The 25,946-nt window shown below is 53.7% G+C and carries 24 protein-coding genes; 5 read left to right on the top strand and 19 right to left on the bottom strand.

The window, feature by feature from the left end; all coding sequences use genetic code 11:
- Window positions 1-121: 121 nt before the first annotated feature.
- On the top strand, window positions 122-568 hold the full coding sequence (gene msrB / locus J0L72_01605; GenBank protein MBN8689467.1) for a peptide-methionine (R)-S-oxide reductase MsrB: 447 nt from the start codon (window positions 122-124) through the stop codon (window positions 566-568).
- Here the strand turns inward: msrB and J0L72_01600 are convergent.
- The 4 genes from J0L72_01600 to J0L72_01585 form a co-directional block, all read right to left on the bottom strand.
- Window positions 565-1,002 (bottom strand): DUF2314 domain-containing protein, encoded by a 438-nt coding sequence (locus J0L72_01600; GenBank protein ID MBN8689466.1) that lies wholly within the window; start codon window positions 1,000-1,002, stop codon window positions 565-567. The two genes, msrB and J0L72_01600, sit on opposite strands and share 4 nt — an antisense overlap.
- Window positions 1,003-1,107: 105 nt before the next feature.
- Complete coding sequence (lon, locus tag J0L72_01595) at window positions 1,108-3,555, bottom strand: endopeptidase La (GenBank protein MBN8689465.1); 2,448 nt, start codon at window positions 3,553-3,555, stop codon at window positions 1,108-1,110.
- 6 nt (window positions 3,556-3,561) lie between these two features.
- A complete protein-coding gene (locus J0L72_01590; GenBank protein MBN8689464.1) occupies window positions 3,562-4,008 on the bottom strand; it encodes an Hsp20/alpha crystallin family protein in 447 nt (148 codons plus the stop codon).
- 39 nt (window positions 4,009-4,047) lie between these two features.
- Entirely contained in the window at window positions 4,048-4,548 is a 501-nt protein-coding gene (locus J0L72_01585) for a YbjN domain-containing protein (GenBank protein ID MBN8689463.1), read from the bottom strand.
- Between the two features lie 120 nt (window positions 4,549-4,668).
- On the opposite strand from J0L72_01585, the gene J0L72_01580 reads away from it, so the two are divergent.
- Window positions 4,669-5,049, top strand: a complete 381-nt coding sequence (locus tag J0L72_01580) for a YbaN family protein (GenBank protein MBN8689462.1) — start codon at window positions 4,669-4,671, stop codon at window positions 5,047-5,049.
- Here J0L72_01580 and J0L72_01575 read toward each other — a convergent pair.
- Genes J0L72_01575 through J0L72_01565 form a run of 3 tightly spaced genes read right to left on the bottom strand, consistent with a single transcriptional unit; the run spans window position 5,046 to window position 8,139 of the window.
- On the bottom strand, window positions 5,046-6,563 hold the full coding sequence (locus J0L72_01575) for a YifB family Mg chelatase-like AAA ATPase (GenBank protein MBN8689461.1): 1,518 nt from the start codon (window positions 6,561-6,563) through the stop codon (window positions 5,046-5,048). The genes J0L72_01580 and J0L72_01575 overlap by 4 nt on opposite strands.
- Complete coding sequence (locus J0L72_01570) at window positions 6,560-6,907, bottom strand: hypothetical protein (GenBank protein ID MBN8689460.1); 348 nt, start codon at window positions 6,905-6,907, stop codon at window positions 6,560-6,562. Before J0L72_01570 ends, J0L72_01575 begins: the two co-directional genes overlap by 4 nt.
- A gap of 23 nt (window positions 6,908-6,930) precedes the next feature.
- Window positions 6,931-8,139: an MFS transporter gene (locus J0L72_01565; GenBank protein MBN8689459.1), complete on the bottom strand. Its 1,209-nt coding sequence runs from the start codon at window positions 8,137-8,139 to the stop codon at window positions 6,931-6,933.
- A 136-nt stretch (window positions 8,140-8,275) separates the two neighbouring features.
- Here J0L72_01565 and J0L72_01560 point away from each other — a divergent pair, with 136 nt between their 5' ends.
- The gene (locus J0L72_01560) at window positions 8,276-10,705 is read left to right on the top strand and encodes an extracellular solute-binding protein (protein ID MBN8689458.1); all 2,430 of its coding nucleotides are present in this window, start codon (window positions 8,276-8,278) and stop codon (window positions 10,703-10,705) included.
- Window positions 10,702-12,438: a carbohydrate ABC transporter permease gene (locus tag J0L72_01555; GenBank protein MBN8689457.1), complete on the top strand. Its 1,737-nt coding sequence runs from the start codon at window positions 10,702-10,704 to the stop codon at window positions 12,436-12,438. Before J0L72_01560 ends, J0L72_01555 begins: the two co-directional genes overlap by 4 nt.
- 72 nt (window positions 12,439-12,510) lie before the next feature.
- On the opposite strand, the gene J0L72_01550 is transcribed toward J0L72_01555, so the two are convergent.
- The 11 genes from J0L72_01550 to J0L72_01500 all read right to left on the bottom strand — a co-directional run bounded on the left by J0L72_01550 (window position 12,511) and on the right by J0L72_01500 (window position 25,045).
- Complete coding sequence (locus J0L72_01550; GenBank protein MBN8689456.1) at window positions 12,511-13,998, bottom strand: NADH-quinone oxidoreductase subunit N; 1,488 nt, start codon at window positions 13,996-13,998, stop codon at window positions 12,511-12,513.
- Window positions 13,995-14,543, bottom strand: coding sequence for a hypothetical protein (locus J0L72_01545; protein ID MBN8689455.1), 549 nt, complete (start codon window positions 14,541-14,543; stop codon window positions 13,995-13,997). The genes J0L72_01550 and J0L72_01545 overlap by 4 nt, the downstream gene beginning before the upstream one ends.
- A gap of 98 nt (window positions 14,544-14,641) precedes the next feature.
- Window positions 14,642-16,333 (bottom strand): NADH-quinone oxidoreductase subunit M, encoded by a 1,692-nt coding sequence (locus tag J0L72_01540; GenBank protein ID MBN8689454.1) that lies wholly within the window; start codon window positions 16,331-16,333, stop codon window positions 14,642-14,644.
- 1 nt (window position 16,334) lies between these two features.
- Window positions 16,335-18,539: an NADH-quinone oxidoreductase subunit L gene (gene nuoL / locus J0L72_01535; GenBank protein MBN8689453.1), complete on the bottom strand. Its 2,205-nt coding sequence runs from the start codon at window positions 18,537-18,539 to the stop codon at window positions 16,335-16,337.
- A gap of 6 nt (window positions 18,540-18,545) precedes the next feature.
- A complete protein-coding gene (gene nuoK, locus J0L72_01530) occupies window positions 18,546-18,890 on the bottom strand; it encodes an NADH-quinone oxidoreductase subunit NuoK (GenBank protein ID MBN8689452.1) in 345 nt (114 codons plus the stop codon).
- Window positions 18,887-19,432, bottom strand: a complete 546-nt coding sequence (locus J0L72_01525; protein ID MBN8689451.1) for an NADH-quinone oxidoreductase subunit J — start codon at window positions 19,430-19,432, stop codon at window positions 18,887-18,889. Before J0L72_01525 ends, nuoK begins: the two co-directional genes overlap by 4 nt.
- Window positions 19,429-20,721 (bottom strand): NADH-quinone oxidoreductase subunit H, encoded by a 1,293-nt coding sequence (locus J0L72_01520; GenBank protein ID MBN8689450.1) that lies wholly within the window; start codon window positions 20,719-20,721, stop codon window positions 19,429-19,431. The genes J0L72_01525 and J0L72_01520 overlap by 4 nt, the downstream gene beginning before the upstream one ends.
- 22 nt (window positions 20,722-20,743) lie before the next feature.
- Complete coding sequence (nuoG, locus tag J0L72_01515) at window positions 20,744-22,891, bottom strand: NADH-quinone oxidoreductase subunit NuoG (protein MBN8689449.1); 2,148 nt, start codon at window positions 22,889-22,891, stop codon at window positions 20,744-20,746.
- Window positions 22,892-23,020: 129 nt separating this feature from the next.
- A complete protein-coding gene (locus tag J0L72_01510; protein ID MBN8689448.1) occupies window positions 23,021-23,578 on the bottom strand; it encodes a PepSY-associated TM helix domain-containing protein in 558 nt (185 codons plus the stop codon).
- A 46-nt stretch (window positions 23,579-23,624) separates the two neighbouring features.
- A complete protein-coding gene (locus J0L72_01505; GenBank protein MBN8689447.1) occupies window positions 23,625-24,209 on the bottom strand; it encodes a DUF2271 domain-containing protein in 585 nt (194 codons plus the stop codon).
- Window positions 24,206-25,045 carry an FAD:protein FMN transferase gene (locus tag J0L72_01500; GenBank protein MBN8689446.1) on the bottom strand — a complete coding sequence of 280 codons (840 nt, stop codon included), beginning with the start codon at window positions 25,043-25,045 and terminating at the stop codon, window positions 24,206-24,208. The genes J0L72_01505 and J0L72_01500 overlap by 4 nt, the downstream gene beginning before the upstream one ends.
- Here J0L72_01500 and J0L72_01495 point away from each other — a divergent pair.
- Entirely contained in the window at window positions 25,044-25,466 is a 423-nt protein-coding gene (locus tag J0L72_01495) for a hypothetical protein (protein ID MBN8689445.1), read from the top strand. The genes J0L72_01500 and J0L72_01495 overlap by 2 nt on opposite strands.
- On the opposite strand, the gene J0L72_01490 is transcribed toward J0L72_01495, so the two are convergent.
- Window positions 25,457-25,945: a hypothetical protein gene (locus J0L72_01490; protein ID MBN8689444.1), complete on the bottom strand. Its 489-nt coding sequence runs from the start codon at window positions 25,943-25,945 to the stop codon at window positions 25,457-25,459. The two genes, J0L72_01495 and J0L72_01490, sit on opposite strands and share 10 nt — an antisense overlap.
- Window position 25,946 lies beyond the last annotated feature (1 nt).

Below are 25,946 nucleotides of genomic sequence, written 5' to 3'. Positions count from 1 at the left end.
GGCGATTGCAATTTTGGCTATCCTCACCGGAGCAGGACTACTTGTTGGCAACACCATGCACATTCCCGCTTCTGACCCACCTGCCAAAAGCAACCCGACTGTGAAAGAGGACAAAACTAAAATGCTGACCTGGGACACCTTGAAGCCTGAAGAAAAGAGCCCGAAGCGCGACGACAAGGTTGTGCTGACCGACGAAGAGTGGAAGAAAAAACTGACGCCAGAGCAATACAACATTCTTCGGTCGCACGGTACCGATCCAAGGTTCTGCGGCATCCTCGAGAACACGAAGGATAAGGGGATCTACCATTGCGCCGGTTGCGATTTGAAGCTGTTTCAAAGCGCAGACAAGTTTGATTCAGGCACCGGATGGCCCTCGTTCATTCTTCCTGTAGATCGCAAGAACGTGTGGTTCCGCACAGACAAATCGTACAACATGGTGCGAGTGGAAGTGCTTTGCGCCAGATGCGATGGGCATCTAGGACATGTTTTTCCGGATGGTCCTCAGCCGAGCGGATTGCGATTCTGCATCAATGGCAACGCAATGAAGTTCGTGAAGGAAAAGTCCTAAAGCTTAGGCCTGCCAGTAAACGCCCCGTAGACCTTACCGTCCTTGACAATCATCCAGTCAAGTACTTGGGCCTTGCTGAATTTGACCTTCGAGCCTTTGCGAGCACCGGGGATTTTTCGAGGAGCCTGAGCGAGATTCCCGGTCACTTTGTCGCCTTTGGCAACAACTTGGCTCACCCAAATGTCTTCTGGCCGTCCCGCAAGGCCGGGCAAACTGACCTTGGCGTAGAACTTATCACCGCGGCGATGGCGGAGTTCATCAAAGAAGAAATCTAGGCTCGATTGAGCGTTGTCAATGGAAGCGACAGCCTCGTTTTTGGGCCGAGGAGTGTCGACTTGTGGAGCATCAAGGCCGAGCAATTGGCACCCAGACACCGCCATAGCCACTGCGGCTATGACCATTCCCTGCGCAAGCAATCGGAAACGATGTGTCAAGTCTTTTGCCCCGGAACCACGCAAAACAAAGGTGCACTTTTTGCGGGTACCTGGTAATTACTTCCACACCGCCATGCGAAATTAACAGGGTCGGGGCAAATTCCCTTACTTTTTTACTTGCTTTAGATTTATGGCGATGGAAAGAACTTCCGAAGCGTTGGAAACGAAGTGTGTTTTCAGCTGCTTTCGAATCTCTTCGGGCACTTCTTCCTCGTAATCTTTTTGGTTATCTTCCGGCAAGATCAGCGTCTTCACCCCCGCTCGATACGCCGCTAAAACTTTGTCCTTAATGCCCCCAACCGGTAGGACTTGGCCCGTCAAGGTCATTTCCCCAGTCATCGCGAGCCGCTGCTTCACCAACTTGCCAGTCAGCAGTGAAACCAGAGCGGTCAACATCGTCACACCTGCACTCGGGCCATCCTTTGGAACCGCGCCGGCAGGGACATGGACGTGAATCTCGCTTTCTGAAATTAACTCAGAGTCAATCTCCAGGTCTTTGGCATGGGTTCGGATATAGCTCATCGCCGCGGTAATGCTCTCCTTCATGACATCACCAAGTTGACCGGTGATCGTCATTCCCTTGCCCGGCATTCGTGTGGATTCGATAAACAGAACGTCTCCACCAACTGGAGTCCATGCCAGACCCACGGCCATGCCTGGAATCAATTTTCGTTCGATCACTTCGTCGCGCAGGAATCTCGGCGCGCCAAGATGCTTGTGGATGAAAGCACGATTGACGGTGACCGACGACTTTCGACCCTCAGCGAAGCTACGAGTCGCCTTTCTCACGACTGAACCCACCATCCGCTCGAGATTTCTGACCCCAGATTCTCGGGTGTAGTGCCGAATCAGCTCCGTCACGGCCTCATCAGCGAACTTGATTTTCGATTGCTTGAGTCCATGTTCTTCCACCTGCTTCGGGATCAGATGTTGCCGAGCGATTTGGAATTTCTCTTCCTCGGTGTACCCACCGATTTCGACAAGTTCCATTCGGTCTAGCAGCGCTGGCGGAATGGTATCGAGCCGGTTTGCCGTGGCGATGAAGAACACCTGACCGAGGTCAAACGGCGTGTCGAGGTAGTGATCCCTGAAATGGGCATTCTGTTCGGGGTCCAAGACTTCGAGAAGAGCGGACGCTGGATCACCCCGGAAATCACTTGCCAGTTTGTCAATTTCATCCAAGACGAACAGTGGATTTTTGACTCCTGCCCGACGGAGTCCCTGCATAATCTGGCCCGGAAGTGCGCCGATGTAGGTTCGGCGGTGACCCCGAATCTCAGCTTCGTCCCTCATGCCTCCCAAAGAAATCCGGACAAATTCTCTGCCGATCGCCGTCGAGATCGAGCGCCCAAGTGAGGTCTTGCCAACGCCGGGAGGTCCCACAAAGCACAGAATCGGCTGGCGCACGCGTCCATCGGTCTTGACCTTACGCACCGCCAAAAACTCGAGAATTCGATCCTTGATCTTCTCAAGACCGAAATGCTCATCATCGAGGACCGACTTGACGTGATCGAAGTCCAAAAGGTCCTCGGTCATCTTCTTCCAAGGCATCGCCAGCATCGTGTCGATGTAGGTTCGCGCCACGTTGTATTCGGGCGAGCCAGGATTGATTCTCTTCAGCCTGTCGAACTCACGCTGAACTTCCTTGTGCGCTTCGGCACTCATTCCTGAGTCCTCGATGCGCTCTCGAATCTCATCCAATTCTCCGGCAACATCGTCGAACTCACCCAGTTCGCGTTGAATCGCCTTCAGCTGCTCTCGAAGATAGTATTCGCGCTGTGATTTGCTCAGTTCGTGGCTGACTTCGTTTTGGACCTTTGAACTCAGTTCAAGCACTCGGACTTCTCTCGAAAGGAGCGCCAAGAGCGTCTTCTGTCGCTCAGGCATCGAAACCGTTTCGAGCACCCTTTGCTTGTCTTCTGTGGGCAAGAACATGTGAGCAGCAACCAAATCTGCCATCACATTCGGCTCGTCGACCGCGTTAGTCAGGTCCTTGAGCTCGTCTGGCAACATCGGCGTCAGGCGCACAGCCTGCTCGAACATTGCGGCGACCGATCGTCGAAGCGCCTCGACTTCTTCTTCTTTCTCTGGCGCAATTTTCGGTTCTTCAATCGGTTGGACACGAACCTGAATGAATGGGGTCGTTTGAAGGACTTCCAGAACTTTGAACCGAGTCAATCCCTGAACGATGAGCCGAGTTCCGTCTGCAGATTTGACCAGTGTTCGGATGATCACAGCGCAACCGAAGTCGTACAAATCATCCATCGTCGGCGTGTCCATCATTGGCTCACGCTGGGTTAAAACTCCGATGATTCGGTCGCGTGTGGCAACGGCGTCATCGAGCGCCGCAATGCCGCTCTCGCGCGAGACTGAAAGCGGCGCGATCAGCATCGGATAGATCACCGATTCTCGCAGAGGCAAAATGTTGAGAATTTCGGGAACGGTGGTCGATTGCTTGTCCGACTCTTCTGGTTCGGCAGGAGCAACCGAACCCAATTCATCGATGGGTCTTTCGTCAATATCTGAAGAAACAGGTTCAAAATTAGAAGTCATTTAGGTTCAACTGAGGGTGATCCAACGTCGTTCAACGATCTGGAATTCGGGTTCGGACTTGGGAAATTCGATGATCAAGAGGCCATGGCTGAGCTTTGCATCGGTGCGTCCAAGATCATATACGCCTGGCGGAATCGGAAGATCACGCTCGAACTCGCCAGACGGGATTTCGATTTGGTGAGGCTGGCAGCGATGAAGGCTAAGGAGATCGCGCCGACCGCGAATCAAAATCCGGCCCATTTCAGGATCAATGCCGATTCGCACATCTGACTCAGAAACGCCAGCGAGCTCAACCAAGACCAGGACATTCTGGTCCGTCTCATAAACATCCACTCGCGGAGTCCATCCGTGGCCATGCGCCAACCGAGAAAACGCAACCCCGAGGTCCGAATTTGGATCTCGAGGTTCGTTACCTAGCTGCCAGAGCCAGCGTTCTAGGTCTCGCTTCGCCATACATCATATTGTACGACGCGTGCGAGCCGGGATACTAGATTACCGTTCTGGTTTTGCGTCTTCTTTGTCTTCCGAGAGAGTGAACTTCTTGAAACCGGCGATGTACTGCTCGATGAACTTCTTGACAATCGCTTTGTTTGGAGCGACGCTCACATCCAAATCGCTCTCAAAAACGACGTTCTCGTCGTCGTCGATGTAGGCCTTGGTGAAGCGCTCGCCGTAATTCCAAGCATTGATGTCATCGATGTCGTAGGGGAGTTCCAGCGTGCTCGAAAGCGCGATGCTTGAACCGACATCACCTTCACCACCATATTGTAGCAAGGTCGTAGGAACTGGCTTGGTGATCTTGAACATCGTCTTGTCTTCACCATCCTTTTCCTCTGTAAATTCGCACTTCAAGTCCTTCAGGACTTCGCGGAATTCACTAGCAGACATTGTTTTATCTTTGTCGGCCATTGCACTCGGAGTCCAAGCTACCATCGACATCGAGCACAGAGCCAAAGCCAAAGCCAACGTCACACCCACTAATCTTGCTTTCATGTTTTATTCCTAACAACAGCGAACTGCTTTCGCTATTGTAGTTAAAAACGCGCAAGATTCGTCAGGACTGTCATAGAATTTTGAACTTTGTTGACCTAAGCTTCAGGAAGTAGGAAATTCATGTCATTGATGCCGGCAAATATCATCCGTCCCGCATACAAATGTGCTGGTTTCTTACTCTTGGGACTCGGCATCGCTGGTTTGATTTTGCCCGTCATGCCCGGGACAATCTTCCTCATTCTGTCTCTGGCGTGTTTCACGCGCTCAGACCCAAAAATGGAAAGTTGGATGCTCAATCATCCAAAGATGGGGCCGGGACTGCGCGATTGGAGAGAAACTGGCAGCATCAGGCCTTGGCTAAAGGTGTTCATCTCCAGTGTGATTCTGATCGCGGTGGGTTCATCCGCCCGAGTGATTCCTTCCGTAGCGGGCCAGATTGCCTGGTATCTCATCGGTTTGGCTGGCGTGCTGTACGTCTGCACTCGCCCGAATAAACGCTAAAGCGCTTCGGAGCGCTCTCGATATTGGATCGCCTCGGCCAGATGGACTTTCTTGAGATCAGGTTGCTCCGCAAGGTCCGCAATCGTGCGACCGACCTTCAAAACTCGGTCGTAAACCCGGGCACTGAGGTTCATTTTTGCGGCGACTTGCTTCATAAATTCCTTTGCCTCATCGTCCAACCGGATCGTGTCGCGAATATCTTTGGGACTCATTTTTGCGTTGATCTTGCCCGAACCTAGCCTTGCCGCCTGGAGTTCCCGCGCGCGCATCACCCGCTCTCGAATCACCGCACTCTTCTCTCCGACCGGCATCTCAGTAAGTTCGGATGGCTTCAGTCTAGGGACGGTGATATGCAAGTCGATTCGGTCGAGCAGAGGACCGCTCAACTTGTTCAAATATCGTCCACAACTGGCGGGCGAACCGATGCATTGCGCCTCGGGATACCCTTTGAATCCGCATGGACATGGGTTCATTGCAGCCACCAACATGCAACCAGCAGGAAACGTCAGCGATGCTTCAACTCGGCTGACCGTGATCATTCCGTCTTCGAGTGGCTGCCGCAAGGCTTCCAAAACATCTCGCTGAAATTCAGCACACTCGTCCAAGAACAGCACTCCATTGTGCGAAAGGCTTACCTCGCCAGGCTTTGGAACCTTTCCTCCGCCCACAATTGCGGCGTAAGAACTTGTGTGATGGGGTGATCGGAACGGGCGTTGCCACAACAATCCACGCACTTCCCCTTTTTGCCCTGCGGCACTGTAAATTCTTGTGACTTCGATCGACTCATCCAGATTGAGCGGCGGCAAAATGCTGACAATCCGACGAGCCAGCATTGTCTTTCCGCTTCCTGGCGGCCCCACCATGAGAACGTTGTGTCCACCCGCCGCCACAATTTCGAGTGCTCGGATCGCGTGTTTCTGCCCTTTAACCTCGTCGTAATCGACTTCGTAGCTGAGCGCCTCGAGCGAAGCCTCCTTCGGAATCTGCACTGGTTCGAGATCACCCACATTGAGCAACCGAACCAAATCAGCCAGCGATTCGATGCCAAACACTTCAATCTCTGGAACAATCGCCGCCTCATCGGCATTCATTGCGGGCAATACCAACCGCTTGAATCCCGCTTGAGCAGCAAAGATCGCTGTATTGAGCGCGCCATCAATGCGGCGGAGTTTGCCATCCAACCCAAGTTCCCCGACCAGCAGGATGCCTTCAAGATCGTCGGCGCGAATTTCTTCAACGGCCGCCAAAATGGCCGCAGCGATTGGAAGATCCAACGAAGGGCCCTCCTTTCGAATATCACCAGGAGCGAGATTGCAAATGATCTTGCTGGTGGATGGGAACCGCAGTTCGCTGTTCTTGATCGCAGCGCGGACTCGCTCCCGGCTTTCTTCAACGGCCTTATCGGGCAGACCCACCAACACGAATCCAGGCAATCCAGATTGCAGGTCGACTTCGATTTCGACATGTGCAGCGTCGATACCGACCAAAGTCGCGCTGTGAGATCGTGCGATCATGGTTCTGTGGATTCGGCGGGCTCGGCAGATTGCCCGGTTCCTTTTCGGTCTTTCTTCTTTCCAGGTTCACCGATCGCGGCCTGATAGAGCCGAATCCCTCGGTTGCTGATCACGGAACCGACGATGCACATGAGCAGCAGCATCGAAACCCGGAAGACGAGGGCCACAACCGACTGACCGGCGGAATTCATGTCGATCGCTGCTCCTTCTTTCAAGCCGAGTGCTTGGCTCGGGGGAGCAAGAAACAGTTCAGATGCCTGCTTAAAGGTCAACAACAACAGGCCAACACCACCTAAAAAGACGATGATTCCAACAAGAAGTCCGATGGGATCGCGTTGCTGCACTGTGATTGCAATTTACCCGGCAATCAATGAGTTGGCGCGTGCTCGACCGGCTCTGCATTCGGATCAAACTTCACAAAATAAGCCAACGCCGCCGGAATGAGCATCAGCAACCCGCCGCACAGATAGGGATATGCCGGATTCTTCGCATAAAGCGACATCCCGAGTTGCGGTCCAATCACCCGCGCCAGCGCGCCCACGCTTTGCGTCACTCCAAAAATGCCACCTTGAATTGCGGCGGGCGTTGACCTAGAAATCAGGCTACTGGTGGATGGCTGGGCCGCGCCGTTCGCGATTCCAAGACACATCGCGCCCGTGAGCATCGGTAACCATGGTCCAGAGTAAGGAACCAATAACAGCGATGGCACTAGAAGTGTGTAGCCGAACCGCATCAGATTCGCCTCGCCAAACTTAGGCGTAAGGCGACGGATCAAAAATCCTTGCATGAAAGCCGCAACAACGCCTACCCATGCGAGGACGTACCCGCCGCTTTCCAGACTCATCTTCCACTGATCGCTGATCAACCGAAAATAGGTGCTTTCCAAATTGCTGAATGCCAGCGTCGCCATAAAGAAGAGCGTGATCAAGATACGCAATTCAGAATGGGATAGCGCCTTGCCGACCATGCGCCAATTTGCCGCGAGCGCATTCTTGGCTCTCGGCGGCACAGGCCCTTCCCTTTTCACATCCGACAAAAATTGCCAAACGAAATATAAGTTCAGTAGTGACGCAGCGGCGGCCGTGTAACCCAGAATGTGAGGCTGGCCTCCTCCGAGCGAGATGAGATGGCCTCCGATGGGCGGGCCAAAGATGAACCCAAGACCAAATGCTGCTCCCACCAATCCCATGCCTTTGGCGCGTTCTGCTGGGGTGGTGACATCCGCGATGTAGGCAAACGCCACGCCGATATTTGCTCCTGCGATTCCACCCAGAATTCTCGACGCGATCAGGATCGGAATGGAACTCGCGTGAGCGTACAAAATAAAGCTGATCGTGCTGAGCACGCATGTGATCAACAGGATCTTTCGCCGGCCGATTCGGTCGCTTTCTTGGCCAAGATACGGCGCGGTTAGGAGTTGCGCCAAGCTGAAACTGGCCATCGCGGCGCCGAGTGCCCAACCATCAAGCCCTAATGATTTTCCGCGGAGTTGGATGTCCGGTATCGCCATCCCGAACGCTAACATATCGATGAGCACGGTGAGGAAAATGGCGACAATCGGTTTTGGCTTGGACAAACTGCATTTAGAATGGCATATTCGCACTCTCATGGGCACCTGAATTGCAGCGCGTTTTCGACTAATTTTGAACCGTGAATTCCTATTCTCTAGCGATTTTTTTCAAAGTCCAGTAATATCGAAATTAGTGATTTCAATGCGCACGATTTTGCTCTGGACGACGCTGGTGTTGTCCGCCTTTTTGCTCGGAACCGCCGCTTTGGCACAGCAGCCTCGGTCCGAGATCATTTTCTGGGGGCAGAGCTTTGGGCGAGACAGCAAGGGGTTTGAGGCCACCATCCGCGAATTCGAACGGCGATGGCCACAATATCGCGTCCGAGTTTTGAGCATGGGCGCGGGCCGAATGAATCCGCAAAAGCTGATGACTGCGATCGTCGGAAATGTGCCGCCGGATGTTGTATATCAAGACCGATTTACGATCAGCGACTGGGCAAATCGCGGCGCATTCCGACCTCTGGATGACCTCATTGCACGGGACAAAGGCAAGGATCCGCTCACTCCTGACCTCAGCACTTACGTTCCGGCGACCGTCGAAGAAGCGAGTTTCGGCGGCAAGTTGTACGGCATCCCGTTCGGCTGCGACACCCGCGTGCTGTATTACAATCGCAAGATTTTCCGCGACGAAGCCGAGACCCTCAAGAAAGCAGGACTGGATCCAAATCGGCCTCCTCGAACCTGGAGCGAGCTTTTGGCATACGGTAAAGCGCTCACGAAGTTCGACAAAAATGGTCGGCTGGTTCGTGCGGGGTTCTTGCCGAATTACGGTAACTCCTGGCTTTACCTGTACGCCTTCCAAAACAACGCTCAGTTCATCAGTCCCGATGGCCGCACCTGCACTCTAGATTCGAAAGAGGCTGAAGAGGCTCTCGAATTCATGGTCCGCGGCTACGACCTTGTCGGCGGATACGAGAACGCACAGAAATTCCAGGCAAGCTTCCGCGGCAACGAGTTTGACCCGTTCTACACCGGTCAGATCGCGATGAAGATTGACGGCGACTGGATCTTGCCCGGCTTCTTGCGATTCGCCCCTAACCTTGACTTTGGCGTCGGCTATCCGCCCGTGCCCGATGATCGATACAACAGGACAGGGCGATTCGCCAACGAGAAAGATCAGTTCGTCACATGGGTCGGAGGATTCAGCTGGGCGATCCCGAAGGGCGCGCGGAATCTGGAAGGGGCCTGGCAACTTCTAAAGTGGCTCCAGTGCGCCGAGGCTCGCGTACTCGAATTCTCGGCACAAGCCGAGTGGGAGCGCCGACGAGGACGGGAGTTTGTTCCCCGAATTCTCGCAAACAAAGTCGCCAACGAAAAGTCATTCGACCTGTTAAAGCCGAACTCGAAAACTGTTGCCGAAGCGCTTCGAATGCACATCGAAGTGAGTAACGTCGCCCGAATTCGGCCCGTGACCTTTGTAGGTCAGGTGCTGTGGAACGAGCACGTTCAAGCCGTGGACAAAGCAGGCCTCAAGGTCATGACGCCCAAGGCCGCCCTTCAAGAAGGGCAAAGCCGAGTTCAGAAAGACTTGGATGCCGAGTTCAACAAGGAGAAATACCCAGTACTCGATATGGCGATCCCGGTCTGGATCGGCGTGATCTGCGCTGTGGCGATGGTCGTTGCAGGCGTCATCGGGTTCAAACGAGCAAATCTCGGCAAACTGGAGCGGCACGAAGCTCTCTGGGGCTATGCCTTCATCTCGCCCTGGATCATCGGATTTCTGATCTTCACCGTCGGCCCAATGATCGTCTCGCTGATCTTCAGCTTTACACAATACAGCGTGCTCACTGAGCCACGGTGGGTGGGATTCCAGAATTACAACACGATCTTTGACATGGATAAGGAACGAGTGCTCAAGAGCTTTGAGAACGTTCTCTACCTTGGCGGGATCGGAATTCCTCTTGGAATCATCACCGGACTCGCCGTAGCCATGCTTCTGAACACTGGTGTGAAGGGCCTCCGGTATTACCGAACGGTCTACTATCTTCCCGCGATCGTGCCCGCGATGGCAGGCACGATCCTGTGGGTTTACATCCTCTCGCCCGATCCAGCACGAGGCATCGTTAACGGCTTCTGGTTGCAGTACCTAACGCCAGCTTTCGGAGTTCAACCTCCCGGATGGACAAGTGTCGAAAGTTGGGCAAAACCGGCGCTGCTCTTTATGGGGCTTTGGGGTGCAGGGAGCGGCATGATGATGTGGCTCGCTGCCCTCAAGGGAATCTCCTCCACTCTCTATGAAGCGGCGGGGATCGACGGCGCAACTCCAAGGCAGCAGTTCTTTAAGATCACGTTGCCGATGCTTTCGCCGTACATCTTGTTCAGCACGATTATGGGGCTCATCGGCGCGATCAATGAATTCGATCGAGTGTATGTGATCAGCGGTGGTGAGGGTTACGGTCCAAACGATACGATGCTAGTTCCGGTTTACTATTTGTTCCAAAACGCATTTGCATTCTTCAAGATGGGCTATGCCAGCGCGCTCGCCTGGGTGGTGTTCTTTGTGGTTCTCCTCTTGACTGGGATTCAATATTGGATTGGCAATAAGTTCGTCTATACCGAGGTGAAGAAATGAGCGTCGAATTGCAATTTGCGCTTTCTACTTTGGCGTTATGGGCGGGAGTTTTCTTCGCCGCTCGGGCTGCACTCCTGGCCTTCCGCTGGATGGCAAAAGCACCTGGAGATCGTCCAGATGCATTGTCGAACCAGATGGTGCTGTCGCTGGGAATTGCTGCAGTGTTGCTGTTAGCGTTCAAGATGAACCCTGTGCCAATCGGTCGGGTGATCGAAGGCAATGGCATCACGGTGCCGGTTGTTTGGATTTACACGCACTTTTGGGGATGGGCGGTAGCTGTCAGTGCCGTTGCAATCGTGATGCTGCTGATCCAAGCGCGAACTGCTATTAGCAATTTTGAAAGGGGTCGCAAACTCTACATTGCAACCGGATGGCTTGCTTTTGGAGGATTCGCTTACTATCAGTTCTATAAAATAGGGCTCACAGTAACCATCTTCCGCGGGGCATTCAACTTCCAGATTTCGACACTCGCCGCGATGGCGGTGGTGCTCTTGATCTCTTTGGCGTTTATCGCGTTTTCGGCGAAGCGGGCCGAATCCAGAACTCGTGGCAAAACGATTTGGACGCATCTCACCTTGCTTGTCGGCTGTGTGCTTTTCGGGATGCCGTTCGCTTGGCTTTTGAGCAGTTCATTCAAAGAGGACAAGGACATGTCCGGCGGCATCGTATGGATTCCGCGGGTCACCGAAGAGGTTCCCTACTTTGACCCGAAAGAGCGTCGATTTGAAACCAACTTTGAAGGGGTACAAGTCACGGCCACGCTCATCGAGAATCTGCCCAACAACATCGCGCGACTGGATGTGGTTCAACCCATGAGCATGCGTGGGCGCACGGTTGACGCTCCGATGGATTCATTGAAAGAGGTTCCGAAACTGGTGCCGATCGTCACCGGCGAGCAAAATGGCGTCGCATTCCGAGGCATGGTCATCGGCAACAAAGAGGACGGGAGTAAAACGGTCAAGTTCCTTTCTCCTGATTCGCTGAAAGACAAGACAAGCGACTTCCCGGGAGATAAGGTCGTCGAATCTAGGCCCAACGGGCTGCGGTGGAAGAACTATCCCGAAGCGCTGCAGTACCTTCCGCCGGAAACGCAGTTCGGTTTGGTGTATCTAAAGAACACCTTGATCCTTGTCGTGCTCAGCGTTATTGGCACCGTATTGAGCTGCTCAGTGGTTGCTTATGGATTTAGTAGGCTCCGATTCCCTGGACGCGGATTCCTGTTCTCAGTGCTTCTTTCCACGATGATGCTGCCAGGCGCGGTTACGCTCATGCCTCAATTCTTGATTTTCAAGTCATTGGGGTGGATCGACACGTTGCTACCGCTTTGGGTCCCTGCGTGCTTTGCGGGCGCGTTTAACGTGTTCTTGCTGCGACAGTTCTTTGGGCAGATTCCGATGGAGCTTGAAGATGCCGCAAAAATCGATGGTTGCAACTACCTCACGACCTTTTGGCGTGTGATGATGCCCCAGATCAAGCCTGCACTCGCGGTGATCGCGATCTGGACATTCATGGGTACTTGGAACAACTTCATGGGTCCTCTGATCTACATCAACTCGCCGGAGCAGATGCCGATTGCGTATGCGCTGCAGCTCTTCAATGGCGAGCGCGGAGGTGAACCTGGATTGCTGATGGCGTTTGCCACCATGACGATGGTGCCGGTGCTCGCGCTGTTCTTCTTTGCACAGAAGTACTTTATCGAGGGTGTATCGCTAAGCGGACTCGGCGGTCGGTAAGCCCGGAGTTAGAAAACAGTATAGGGGCGGCGCGAATGCGCCGCCCCTATACTGTTTGTGAATGCCGCAAGGTTATCGCTGTGCAGTCAGAGTTTGGTCTGCTTTTGAGCCTTCGATGAAGTTTCTCGCTGGTGTTACAGCGAACGAAAGCGCTAGGATCGCGAGCGTGCACATCAGCGCAGCAAACCGAGCACTTTCTGGCAACGACTGCGAGACTCCGCCTTGCTCGTCGGCATCGTCCATGCAAGCCGCCTTGAGGATGCCGCCGTAATAGAACAAGCCGGCGACCGATGACAACGCAAGTACGACAGCAAGTGGCAATAGCTGCGCATTGATCGCGTCGAAGAAGATTTGCAACTTGCCCATAAATCCAGCGAATGGCGGGATTCCCATCATAGAAACGATGAGCACGAGCAAAGTGCTGCCCGCTACCGGGTCGCGGCGCATGAGGCCACGAAGATCCTTGAGGTCGGTGGATTCTTGACCACGCTTAGCAAGAACCGTGAGGACGGCAAAAGCTCCCACCGTCATCAGTGCGTAGCTGATCAAGTAATAGACCGTGGTCGTGGTGCTGACAGTCTCGGGCGATTTCAGGTGCGCGATTACCGCCACCAGGAGGTACCCGGCGTTGGCGATGCTGGAATATCCAAGAATTCGCTTGACATCCTTTTGGCCAAGGGCGACGAAGTTACCGACGACCATCGTCAGAATTGCTACCGCGGAAAGCAGCGGGATGAAGTAGTTGTTCAGCGGCATCACCGAGCTGAGCACTCTGAATAGTGTCCCAATTGCGGCGATTTTGCTCACAGACGCCATGAATGCGGTGACGTTCGTCGGCGCGCCCTGATAAACGTCGGGAGTCCATTGATGGAACGGCGCGAAGGCGGACTTGAACATCAAACCGACGAGCATCATTGTGATGCCGAAAATCAGCGCCACTTGGAAACCTGAGCTCAGGGTGCCGGACGCTGCGGCGACCGCATCGAGATGCAAGCTGCCCGTAGCGCCAAAAACGTAGGCGATGCCGAAGAGCATGAACGCGCTGGCAAAGGCGCCGAGCAGGAAGTATTTGATCGCGGATTCCTCCGATTTCATCTCCTTCTTGCTCATACCGGCCATAACGTATAGCGCGATGGAAAGCACTTCGAGACCCACGAAGATCATCAAGAGGTTCTTAGTCGAAACCATGATCATCGCGCCTGCTGCAGACCACAGCGCCAAGGGATAGAACTCGGCAAATGGAATTCTCTTTGCCCGCAAGTACGCCTCGCTGAATATCACCACCAAGAGCGTTGAGAGGACTATCGCGCCTTGGAGCAACAAGCCAAATTGGTCACGATACGCCATTTTGGCGAAGGTGTCTGATGCCGGGAGTGGGAACTGAACGACAACCGCGATCGCTGCTACGACCAGCGTCATCACGCTCGTCCAAACAATGAGCATGTTGTTGGCTTTTGGCCGGAACATCTCGAGCATCAGCGCGATCACGCCTCCGAGTGAGACCACTACGATCGGCATGATCACCGACCAATCAATGAGTGGAGGAGCGGAATAAATCATCGGTTTGTTACCTCACAAGGCACTCGATTCGAGTTCATAAACTGTTGCTTTTCTTCGGCGTTCTGAACCAGGAAGATGTCTGCATCACTTGACGAAGTTGCCAAAAGGCCAGATCGAAGTTCTCGAACGGCGTTGACTGACCAAGCTTCGCTCAGGCTCCAGCCAAAAAAGGTCGCCGGAAGATCGCTGACAAAATCCAAGTACGGTTCTTGCTTACCGTGGATGATCAAGAGCGAGATTTGGGAGCTAGGCAGGGATTCAAGGATTTCGCGGTCGCGCTCAAGATACAACCCACCGTACTGCATCGGAGTGTTGAATTCGGGTTCGGCACCGTGCAAGTGATAGACAATCCCGTCAACGTTCGCGGCATCTGCGATGGCAGTTCGTGTGGCTTCGACGAACTCATCGAGTTTGGCATTACCCACCTCTGGGTTCTCTGCAATTAGTGCGTTAAGATCAACTCCGCTGTCGATCGCGCGCTTGAACGGAGAGTCGATGCTGACAAACTCGGCGCGACCATTTGGCTCTGCACCAAAAGAACTCAATACGAGATCGGAGCATTCGCAATCGCAGCAAATGCAAACCACTGGTTGCCGGTCGACGGCATTTCCAGCAACGACTGCCAGTAACCGCTCTCGACCTGTCACCGAGCACTCACCGCCATTTTGCCGGGCTGATTCTCATAGTTCAAATTGCCGTCAGCGATCTTATCCACGACGTCGTAGTTCTTGCCATCTTTGGACCGGCTCACGAGAACCAGATCTCCTTGATCGCTAATTTCGTGATCCGGATTCGCCCAGAGCGGCCGAGCACCGGCTTCACCAGTAGCCATGAGTCTCGTGGCCTGGATGGACGCTTCCATCGGTTTGAAGAAGGTGTTCGGATACAAGCCACCCCAGAAGATGAACACGACCAGCGCACCGACGATGCCAATTTCCCATGGCTTCAGGTCCTTTAGTCGCTGATTTTCGGGGTTGGTGTTCGGGCCGTAGAACATCCTCATGAACATGATTAGCAGATAAACCGCGGCGATGATCACGCCTGTTGCTGCGATGGCGGGCAACACGATGTTCATGCCATTGATCCCAAAGTATCCGGCTTGGAATGCACCCATCAGGGCCATAAATTCGCCTATGAATCCGTTGGTGCCTGGCAATCCGACGCTCGAGAGCATGACGATCAAGAAGAGCATCGAGTAGATCGGCATCTGTGACTTGAGCCCACCATAGTCGGAGAACTGCCTGGTGTGGCGTCGCTCATAAATGAGGCCGATCAAAAGGAACAATGCACCAGTGGAAACGCCGTGGCTGAGTTGTTGCAACGCCCCTCCCAACATGCCGGTGTAGGTGAGCGAGAAGATTCCCAGCATCACGAAACCCATGTGAGCCACCGAGGAATACGCCACCAGCTTTTTGACATCCGGCTGTACCGCTGCGACTATGCCGCCATACAGAATTCCGACCACAGCAATGGCAATGACCGGAACCACGAATTGGCCAACCACATCTGGGAACAGCGGCAACACGAACCTCAAGATTCCGTAGGTACCCATCTTGAGCAGCACGCCTGCCAGGATCACAGAACCGGCGGTTGGAGCTTCAACGTGGGCATCCGGGAGCCACGTGTGGAACGGGAACATCGGCACCTTGACAAGAAATGCGAGCAGGAAGGTCCAGAAGACCACAGCCTGAAGGTGCATGAAACCTTGCCAGAATGAGCCCTTTGCCACCATGCTTTGAATCGCGATGATGTCAAACGACGGCGCACCTGTTTGCTGCCCGTAGATGTACGCCATGACGCACATTCCGACCAGCATCAGGATCGAACCCGTTGCCGTGAACAGGATAAATTTGATTGCCGCGTACGCTCGATTCGCGCCACCCCAGATGTTGATCAAGAAGAACATCGGGATCAAGGTCGCTTCGAAGAACACGAAGAACAGGATCATGTCGAGCGATAGGAAAACTCCCAACATGGCCGATTCAAGGACCAAAAGCCAAAGGTGATATTGCTTCGCTCGGTCTTCGACATAGAAGCTAAACGCGGTCGAAATCACCTGTAAAAATGTGGTGAGCATCACCAGCCAGATGCTGACTCCATCCACTCCGAGCGAGTAGCTGATGCCGAGCTGCTTGATCCAATCGGTCTTTTCGACCATTTGGAAGTGGAAGGTGTTGCTGTTGAAGTTGGCAAAGATCGCAAGGCTGGCAACGAACGCGACCAGCGAAGTGAACAGCGAAATCCAGCGGATGAGCTGCTTATCCTTTTCAGGCACAAATCCAATGATCGCCGCGCCAAGTAGCGGAATGAAAATGAGAAGTGAAAGGATGCCCATTTTAGATTTTGCCTCCGACTTGGTTCAATGCGTAGATCAAGTAGCCGGCAATCGCCGCCACCCCGGTAAGCATCATCAGAGCGTAGCCCCGCGCCTTTCCGGTTTGGAAGAATCCGGCCAGCTTGCCAATGCCGAAAGTGAGTTTGCCTAGCCCGACGATCGTGCCGTCCACCACTTTGTTGTCCACGAATTTCCACATGAACTCGGCGAGCGCTCCGCCTCCGTCGACACCAGCATCAACCATGGTTTGGTCGTATCCGAACTGGTTTCCAGCCGAGAGCCGGAATGGACTCCACTTTTTGAGGTTCCAACCTTCGCTTTGGGGCAAGCCTTTTAGATACCAAATCACGCCAATGACGATGCCAAGCAAGCCGATTCCGTAGCCGAGAGGCTCAACTAAGTGCTGATAGGGGATTGCTGCACCGTGTCCCTCAGCATGTTCGGCGTGAACCGGCATACCCGAGGCCAACCATCCTTCGAGAAGGTTCTTTGGCAATCCAGAAATCATCGCATGGCCTTTCAGCCAGACACCTGCGATGAGTGAGAAGAACGCCAGTACAACCAGCGGCAACCACATGCTTATCGGAGCTTCGTGAGGCACATGGTCCTTGTCCAAGGCATGGTGGTGATCGTGCTCTTCATGCTTTGAAGCCAACTCGGCGTCGGTGTAGAAGAACCCGTGGACGTCTGGACCATGATCGTGATGTGCGTGGTGAGCATGATCGTGGTGCTCGTGATGATCGTGGTCGTGGGACGCTACTGGGATTTCCTGCCAGCGACTCGGCCCGGCAAAAGTGAGCATCATCATCCGAGTCATGTAGATCGCGGTGAGCAATGCGGCACCAAAAGCGATCCAGCCTGCATACATCCCGACGTTCACGCCGTTGATTACTGCTTGATGACCGTGGAGCGAGCTGTGGATGATCTCTTCCTTACTAAACCAACCGGAAGTAAACGGGACACCGGCAATCGCGATATGGCCGATGAACATCGTCCAGAAAGTGATCGGGATGAACTTTCGCAGTCCGCCGTAGTTGCGCATGTCTTGGTCGTGGGCCATTGAGTGGATGACCGCGCCGCTACCCAAGAACAGGAGCGCCTTGAAGAACGCGTGGGTGATGACGTGGAACATTCCGACCCAGTAGTAACCCGCTCCGCACGCAATGAACATGAATCCCAATTGCGAAACGGTCGAGTAGGCCAGAACTTTCTTGATGTCGGTTTGGCCGAAAGCAATGAGCGCAGCCCAGATCGCGGTGAACAATCCAATGACCACAACGATGACGCTTGCCACCGACGAGGCTTGGAACACTACCGAAAATCGGTTTAAAAGCACGACACCGGAAGTGACCATCGTGGCGGCGTGAATGAGAGCCGAAACTGGAGTCGGGCCAGCCATAGCGTCTGGCAACCAAATGTAGAGCGGGAACTGCGCCGACTTTCCGCAAGCACCAATGAACAAACAAAGTGCGATCGCGGTCGCCAAAGCAGGTTGGGCTTCAAGCAGCTTCGGCAAGTGCGGTAATAGGACGTCGTAGCTCAACCAGCGCGAATCTGTGATACCCAGCGCTGACTTCTGGCTGGAGACCAGGCAAACAATGAGGAACATCCCCAGCGCAAGTCCGACGTCACCGATTCGGTTGACAATGAATGCTTTATTCGCGGCTCGGCTGTTGGCCAAATCCTTGTACCAAAAACCGATCAGCAAGTACGAGCAGAGACCAACGCCTTCCCAGCCGATGAACAGGAGCGGAAGGTTGTTTCCAAGCACCAGCACAAGCATGAACGCGACAAACAGGTTCAAATACGCGAAGAATCGGGGGTAGTCCTTTTCTTCCGACATGTATCCCGTCGCGTACAGGTGGATCAGCGAACCGATGCCTGTGATCACCAGGACCATGGTCATCGAAAGCGGGTCGATGCGGAACTCGAACGGAATATTGATCCCGAAGGTGTGGATCCAGGAGAATAGCGTCTTGACTGAGTTTCGAGTCCCCTCTGGGGCGGCGACCATCGCCTGGGTGATCATCAGCCCGATGGCAAACGCTCCACCGATTGCAGCGACCGCGATGGCGCCCATGACTCGCTTGCCCTTTGCGACGCCCATCGAGTCGATGACAGCCTTACCGAAGAAGCATTGGATCAGAAAGCCCAGAAGAGGTAATCCGAGCACCCACCAAATCAAATTGAAAACTGAATTATCCAAGCTGAATTACCCTCTTAGCGTGCTCATTTCGTCCAGGTCTACCTTGTTCCTGAGCCGGTAGATCGCCATGATGATGCCCAGTCCAACTGCCACTTCGGCGGCGGCGATAGCCATCACAAAAATTACTGCCATTTGGCCCGCCATCCATGTGCTGGATTCTTGCCCTGGCACAATTGCCGGAGAAGGCGCGTAGCGAGCGAATGCAACGAAAGTCAGGTTCACGGCGTTGAGCATGAGTTCAACGCACATGAAAACCACGACCGGGTTTCGGCGAACCACAACGCCCACCGCCCCAGTAAAGAACATGAAAAGGCTGATCCCCAAGTAGACCGCGAGTGGCACTCCGTTCATTCTTCAACACTCCTGCGCGAAAGCAAAATCGCTCCGACCACGCCGACCATCAGCAACAAGCTGATAATTTCAAACGGCCAGACGTACTCGGTGAAAAGAACTCGGCCGATTGTTTGTGGGGCGCCCCAACCAGGACCGGTTCCAAAATTATTCGGCGCGCTGATGGACGTAATGTCGAGCATCGGCTTCAGAAGTTGGCTGCCGATCCCCACGAACAGAGCCAACCCGACCGGCACCGCCAAAATCGGCTTGACGTCGAACTTCTTCAAACTCAAAACGCTGTCCGAGCTCAAATTCAAAAGCATGATGACGAACAGGAACAAGACCATAATCGCGCCGGTGTAAACGATCACCTGTGAGATCCCGAGCAGCTCCGCGTTCATGCTGAAGTAGATAAACGCCAGCGTGAAGAAATTCGCGACGAGGCAAAGCGAACTGCGCACCGGGCTGTTGAACGCCACAACCCCAATCGCGGTGAGCATTGCAATTCCGCCCAGAAGGCAAACAATGACCAAGTTCGGGGTGATTTCTGGCAAGTTCAAACCGAAGCCTCCATCTTCACCGGCTCGGTTCCATCGACTAGCTTCACCTTGCGCTTTTCCATCGCAATCGGCTTGGAATTGATGGACTTCTTCACGGCTCTGTATAGGATGGTGACTAGGAGCACTGCGCCGATGCTAGCACCGACTGCGCCTGCCATCCCGTAAACCTTTTGCGCCAGAATCCAAGCCGCAACCAGAATGAAGTTTGCGACCGCAACTGGCAGCAGGGTCTTCCAACCCAGGGACATCAGTTGGTCGTATCGCAACCTTGGGAGCGTTGCCCGGAGCCAAATGAAGAATGTGATTCCAGTCACACACTTGGCGAGGAATGTGAGCGGCGCGAGCCAATACGTGAGATTCGCCATGATGTCGAAGAAGTCGTACCCTGGATAGCCGGAGGCCAAGTTCGCCCAGTTGATCGGCAGAATATTGTGCCCGCCCAGGAAGACTGTTCCCAGAACACCACCGAAGATGAACATCACCGCATATTCGCCCATGAAGAACACCGCGAATTTCATCGAGCTGTATTCGGTGTGATATCCGGCGATGATCTCGTTCTCAGCTTCAGGAAGATCGAATGGCGCGCGGTTAGTTTCTGCGACCATACAGATCAAGAAGATCACGAAGGAAACGAATCCGTGCGGAGTGAAGATGAACCAATTCTGGATCGCCGGAACGACTCCCCAAAGTGGCTTTTCTTGTGCCAGAACGATTTCGGACATCCGGAGCGAGCCCGTGCTCAGCACCACGGTCGCAAGAGCCATGCTCATAGCCAGTTCATAGCTGATGAGCTGAGCGGAACTTCGGAGTCCACCCATCAATGAGTACTTATTGTCCGAGGCGTATCCGGCCAGAACCACGCCATACACGCCGAGCGAACTGATCGCGAGCATGTATAGAAGTCCAATTTCTGGATTCCAAATCGGGGTCAGATGTCCATAAGGTCCGGTTACCGGCCCCCATGGCAGGGTGCCCGCGATCGCAAACGCTGGAAAAAGTGCGAGCGCTGGTGCAACAAAGTACACGAACCGATCAATCGCGCGCGGAGTGATGTCTTCCTTCAAAAACAGCTTGACGCCGTCTGCAATCGGCTGCAAGAGGCCGAAAGTCCGGATCTTTTTGCCGTTCTTGAGGGTGAGAGTGCCCGTGCGATTTGGCCCGATTCGATCTTGCATCCAAGACAGAAGCCGCCGCTCCCACCAGATACAGCCAGGAACCAACAACAAAATTGGAACCAGGAAAAGCAGCACTCGGATGAGTGCGAGCAACGCCGGCTGATTTTGGGCCATCCAATCGAGGCCTTGTGGGATATTAGGCATTCGTTACCTCGTACTTTACCCGGCCCTGAACGATGCTCCCTTCTGCGCTGAGCTCGTCCAAATTAACCGATTTGAACTGCGAATTCTCCTTACAAAGCGCTTCGAACACTTCCTTCGAATTGAAGAACGGCTTGCCCGGATTTGCGCGGAGCAGAACCTCGGAAAAGATGCGCCAACCTGCCTTTGCTTCGCCTGGAGCGGCCAAAACGGCACCGGCATGTTGAACGCGTCGCTCACAATTGGTGTAAGTCCCTTCTTGCTCTGCAGGACCAGATGCTGGGAGGACAATGCTTGCGTATGGCAAGGCGCTGTTTTTGGTCGCGCTTTGCACAACCAAAAAGTCCACGCTTTCGAGGGCGTCGGCGACTAGTCGCTTGTTCTCACAAAGCTCAAACGGGTCGCAATTCACGAGCCAAAGAGCCTTGATCCGGTGCTCGGAGCAGGCTTCCAGGATTTGGTTGGTGTTCATACCACCCTTTCCAGGCACGAGTCCGATCACGCCTGCTGCTGTGCCGGAAGGAGTCGTGTCGTAACAATTAAACGTTGCCCCCGAGATCATCGCAAGACCGGCCAGAGCTTCGACCGTATCCTGCGCGTTCACCGAATCGTAGATGCCGGATGAAGTGATGATTGCAGCTCCGGCCACGATCGAGCTAGCGATTGAACCGACTACCTTGGGATCAACTTCTGCCGCCTTGCAAAGCGACTCTAGTGACCGAGAACTGATCGCGCTGGTCACCCCAGCCGGAACAGAGTAACCGTGCTGGTCGACTGCGCTCTTTAGAACGGCGAGCGCGAGTGCGGCTTCACTGTTTGCCTTGTAGCGCAGCTTGTTCGCCGCGAAGGATTCCACCTCGCTCGCAGATTGGCCCATGAAGCTGACTACCGCGCCGTGATTGAACCAAGCCTTGCGAACCCGAAGATAGATCATCGGCAGGTCTTCGGCGAGATTCGTTCCGAAGACGATGATGCTCTTCTTGAATTCGAGGTCAGCAATAGAATCTTGGACCGCGTTCGTACCGAATACAGACTCGACCGAATCCGACTCTGATGGGATAGTTTTCGCCCAGCGGTGATCGATATTCGGCGTATTCACGACTTCGGCGCCGAATTTCTTAAGCATGAATAGCGCTTCGTTGGAGTTCTTTCCTCCAATCAATATCGCAGCGGACTTTCCTGCATCTTTGAATGCAGGAAGAATTTGATCGTAGGCTTCGCTCCAACCAGCCGGAGTAAATCCGCTGCCGGACCGAATCAGAACTTGTCCCAACCGGTCGGCGCTGTTGTACCAGTCCTGGCCGAACTTGCCCTTGTCGCAAGTCCATTCCTCGTTGACCATTTCGTTCGTTCGGCCGTTCATGCGGACAAACTTGGATGAGCGCGTATCGAACCAGACGTTACAGTGATTGCTGCATTCGGTACAGATCGACGGCTTGGTCTCCAGGTCCCATGGCCTCGCTCGGAATCGGTACTTGGTGCTGGTGAGTGCACCGACTGGACAGATTTCGATAACGTTTCCGCTGAACTTACTTTCGAAGTTGAGCAATTGGAACGTGGAGGGCTGCATCTGGGCTCCTCGGAACCGAAACGCCAATTGCGCGTCTCCGGAGATTTCTTCAGTAAACCGTACGCATCGGCCGCACTGAATACATCTTTCCAGGTCTAAAGTTACATATTCACTGAGCGGATAGGCTTTGGGAAGGTGCCGCTTGAGTTCGGTGAACCTGGAAGTGCTCGGGCCGTAAAAAATCGTGTTGTTTTGAAGTGGGCACTCGCCGCCGCGGTCGCAGATCGGACAATCGAGTGGGTGGTTAACCAGGAGGAATTCAAGGACACCTTTGCGGTCTCGGTGGACCATTTCGGTGTCGGTATAGATGGCCATGCCTTCGCTGGCAGGCAAAGTACAGCCTGCTTGAGGCTTTGGCATCTTGCGTACGCTGCCGTCTGGCTGTCGAAATCCAACTTCGACCAGGCACATGCGGCACATGCCCACCGGCTTGAGACGCGGATGATAACAGAAGATCGGAATCTCGAGCCCAAGGCGCTTCACCGCTTCTACGATGAGTTCACCTTTGGGCACCTGAATTTCGATCTCGTTTATGGTGATCGTGACGAGTTCTTGGTTTGCGACAGCTGCCATAGCGAAGCCTTCCCGGGCCTTAAAGGGTTGTACCCTTGACAGGACGGTTGGTGCCAGCGAGTCGCCCCGCAAACGCGAAGGATTTACGCCAAAAATCCCAGTTCTGTTCGAATTCGCGCGATTCTGGGACTATTTCGTTGCGAAAATTGCCAAGTAATAGGTGATGATTCCACCCGCGACCATCCAAGCTAGTCCGCTCCACCGAACCTTCTTTAAGAAGAAGATCATTGCTAGCCCGGTGATTGAGATAAGTGTAAGAATAACTCCTGAAACATCAATAAATAACGCCCAGTTCTTGCCAGCATCCCGGCCGCGATGAAGGTCATTCATCACGTTGAGCCACCCTTGCTGCTCAATGTCCAGCGAATAAGAACCCGTCTTGCGATCGAAAAAACAGTCCGCGTTGTATCCAGGGCCTTTGAAAGTGATCGACCCTTGATTTTCATCCGCTTGTTTGTCGCTGACAATCCCCTTGAGACCGTGGCGCTGGCGAAGGGTTTCGGCAATGGCCAGCCAGTCGATTTGGTCAGATCGGAGCCAGGTCATGTTGAGTTCCCCTTCGACCTTCTTGTTAGAATCTGGTGCGCCAAACGACCATTCAGGATGGTTCAGGGTGATCCCAGTGATGCTAAAAAACAGCACTAGGATCAACGCGATCATAGAGGTGTAGGTGTGGAGCCACCGCATCGCTGAGTGGAATCTCAGCTTAAACGGTCGCTTGCGTTGGGGAGACTTAGGTTCGCTTTCTGAAGTCAACCTTCGCGCCCTTAATTTCTATGTTGCCCTCGATGTCTTTCTTGTACAACTTGGTTCCAAACGACAGTTTCTCGCGGATCAGCTGATAAGTGCCATGCTCCCTAGCGGCTTCAATGCACAAGTAGTAATCGCCCTGGCTGATGGTTTGCCCGGCATCATCTTTGCCGTTAAAGACTAGCTGATACTTTCCGGCGTTGCGCGTCGCGCTAGAAATCGACTGGACGAGGTCGCCGCCTTTGGCTTGCTTCCTGGTTTCTTCTTCGCCAAACCATCGTCGTAGATCGGGAATCCAGCGAGGACCGCGTCCCGAATTCTGTACCCATAGCGCGAGTGTTCGAACTGCGTTACCTTTGGCATCCTCGATCCAAACCGCGACGTACGGCCGGTGGACTCGGCGCTCCATGATCGAGTTGATCTCGACTTCAACCATCAGTTCGAATCGCGAATCGAACTTGGCTGCGGCCGATGCAAGTCCGCGCAGGCCGACGAGCCCAAATCCGAGGCCAGCCAGTCCGGAAAGGAATCTCCGGCGCGAAACTCTTTGCTCATACAATGATTTCATTTTGATTTCAGGAGGTTACTCCAACCGGAGGATTGTTTTAGTTCGCCGTCCGAGCTAGTAATGACAAATTCCAGTCCCGAAATGTTCAGTGGAATCATCGCGCCTTCCGTTACGGTCAAAATCGTGGCGGCGAAGTCAGCCTCAAAGCAGGAGTGAGCAACTGAACTGCACCAGACTATTCTGCTGATTCCCTCCTTCTTCAGAGGATTGATAATGTGCGAGCGATCCTCGGATCCATCCGTGCGATATGCACCGCCACTGGTCGCAATTCCTTGGTTCAAAAGCTTGATCGCAGCCAACGGTTTGAGATTATCCGCCATCGGGTTGGCGATCCCGATCACTACCGGTTTGGGGCCGATGTGGCGCAGGTCTCCACCGATGTTCACTAAAACTTCGGTGGCACCCAGGGCGATGGCCCTCTCGGCGACTTGATCGACGATGTATCCCTTCGCGATTGCGTTGAGCGTGCAAGCAGCACTCGTGTGACAAACACCACTAGAACCGGAAATGGTCCAAATCTCTTTGTCTATCGGATGCTCACCGAGGGAAGAATCGAATACTCCTCCCGACTGTTGCCTCCATTCGGCAGCCTTTTTCAAGACGTGGGCAAGTTCATCGCTCAATGGAATCGATTTACCATTGGAGTTCAGAAAGCGTGAAAACTCGCTGGTTGTTCTGTACGACGAGAATATCTCTTCGAGTTCATCAATCCTCGCCATACAACGTTCGAACACCGATTCTGGATCGGGGGCATTGATCTGAAGATCAAGACTTGTGCCTAGCACACCTTCAAGTTGCCATCGCCGCCGTTTGGTTTTCGACCATTTCCAAAGCATGAATTGGGCTATTCTGCCAGAAATGGATTGGCTAGAAGGGGAATGGCGGTGTTCGATTTGGGGCGGTGAGTTCACCGAGACGTGGAAACAGGCCATGCCGGGATTTTGGGTTGGAACCGGCTATCACCTCAAAGATAGCCGGCCGCCTTTCATGGAATTCATGAGCATCGAACCTACAGATTCGGGCGCCGCCATGTTCATCATCCCCTCGCGGCTGTCGAAACAACCGTTACAAGTCACTCGATATGAACTCACCCAATCGGATTCAAAAATGTTGACTTTTGAGAATCCCGAACACGATTTCCCCAGCAAAATTACCTATGAGCATCTTGGGAATGATGCAATCAATTGCACGATTTCAGGCCATCAAGATGGCGAGTTCATTTCCGAGCTCTTTGAATTCAAACGAATTCAAAGCTGAGATTTCGTGATCGATTCCGCGCGCTGCCAGTTATCCAAAACGTCTTGCCACATCTGCTTCGTGGCTCCGGTTGATTTACCCATCACTTCTTTCACTTGCGCTTCGGCCCACTTTTTGGCTTCTGGCGAGTGCTTATGGGCTTCTTCGATCAAGTGGACAGACAGCTTCTGAGCCGCTGCAGATGAATTGTTCAAGTTCTTTTCGACCCAGGATTTGACCTGCGGATCGGTGAACTTTCCGGCCTGCACCTTCTTGAGTACTTCATCCGCTTCTTGAACTCCAGTCACCGCGCTCCGGACTGATCCTTTCGGGTCGAGCTTCTTTTCGGCTTCTTTTGCGACTTGGTCTCCGAGGCTTTGCGCCTGCTTTTGAATCTCGCCGTCGATCTTAGCCTTGTTGGCTTCGTAATTCGAGCGAACTGCCGTGAACGCAAAGACTGCAATTGCGGCGCCGATGAGATAAGCAAAAAGTTTGATCATG

The organism is Armatimonadota bacterium (assembly GCA_017303935.1).
In the GTDB taxonomy this organism is placed as follows: domain Bacteria; phylum Armatimonadota; class Fimbriimonadia; order Fimbriimonadales; family Fimbriimonadaceae; genus JAFLBD01.
This window is presented reverse-complemented; position numbering and strand designations above follow the sequence as displayed.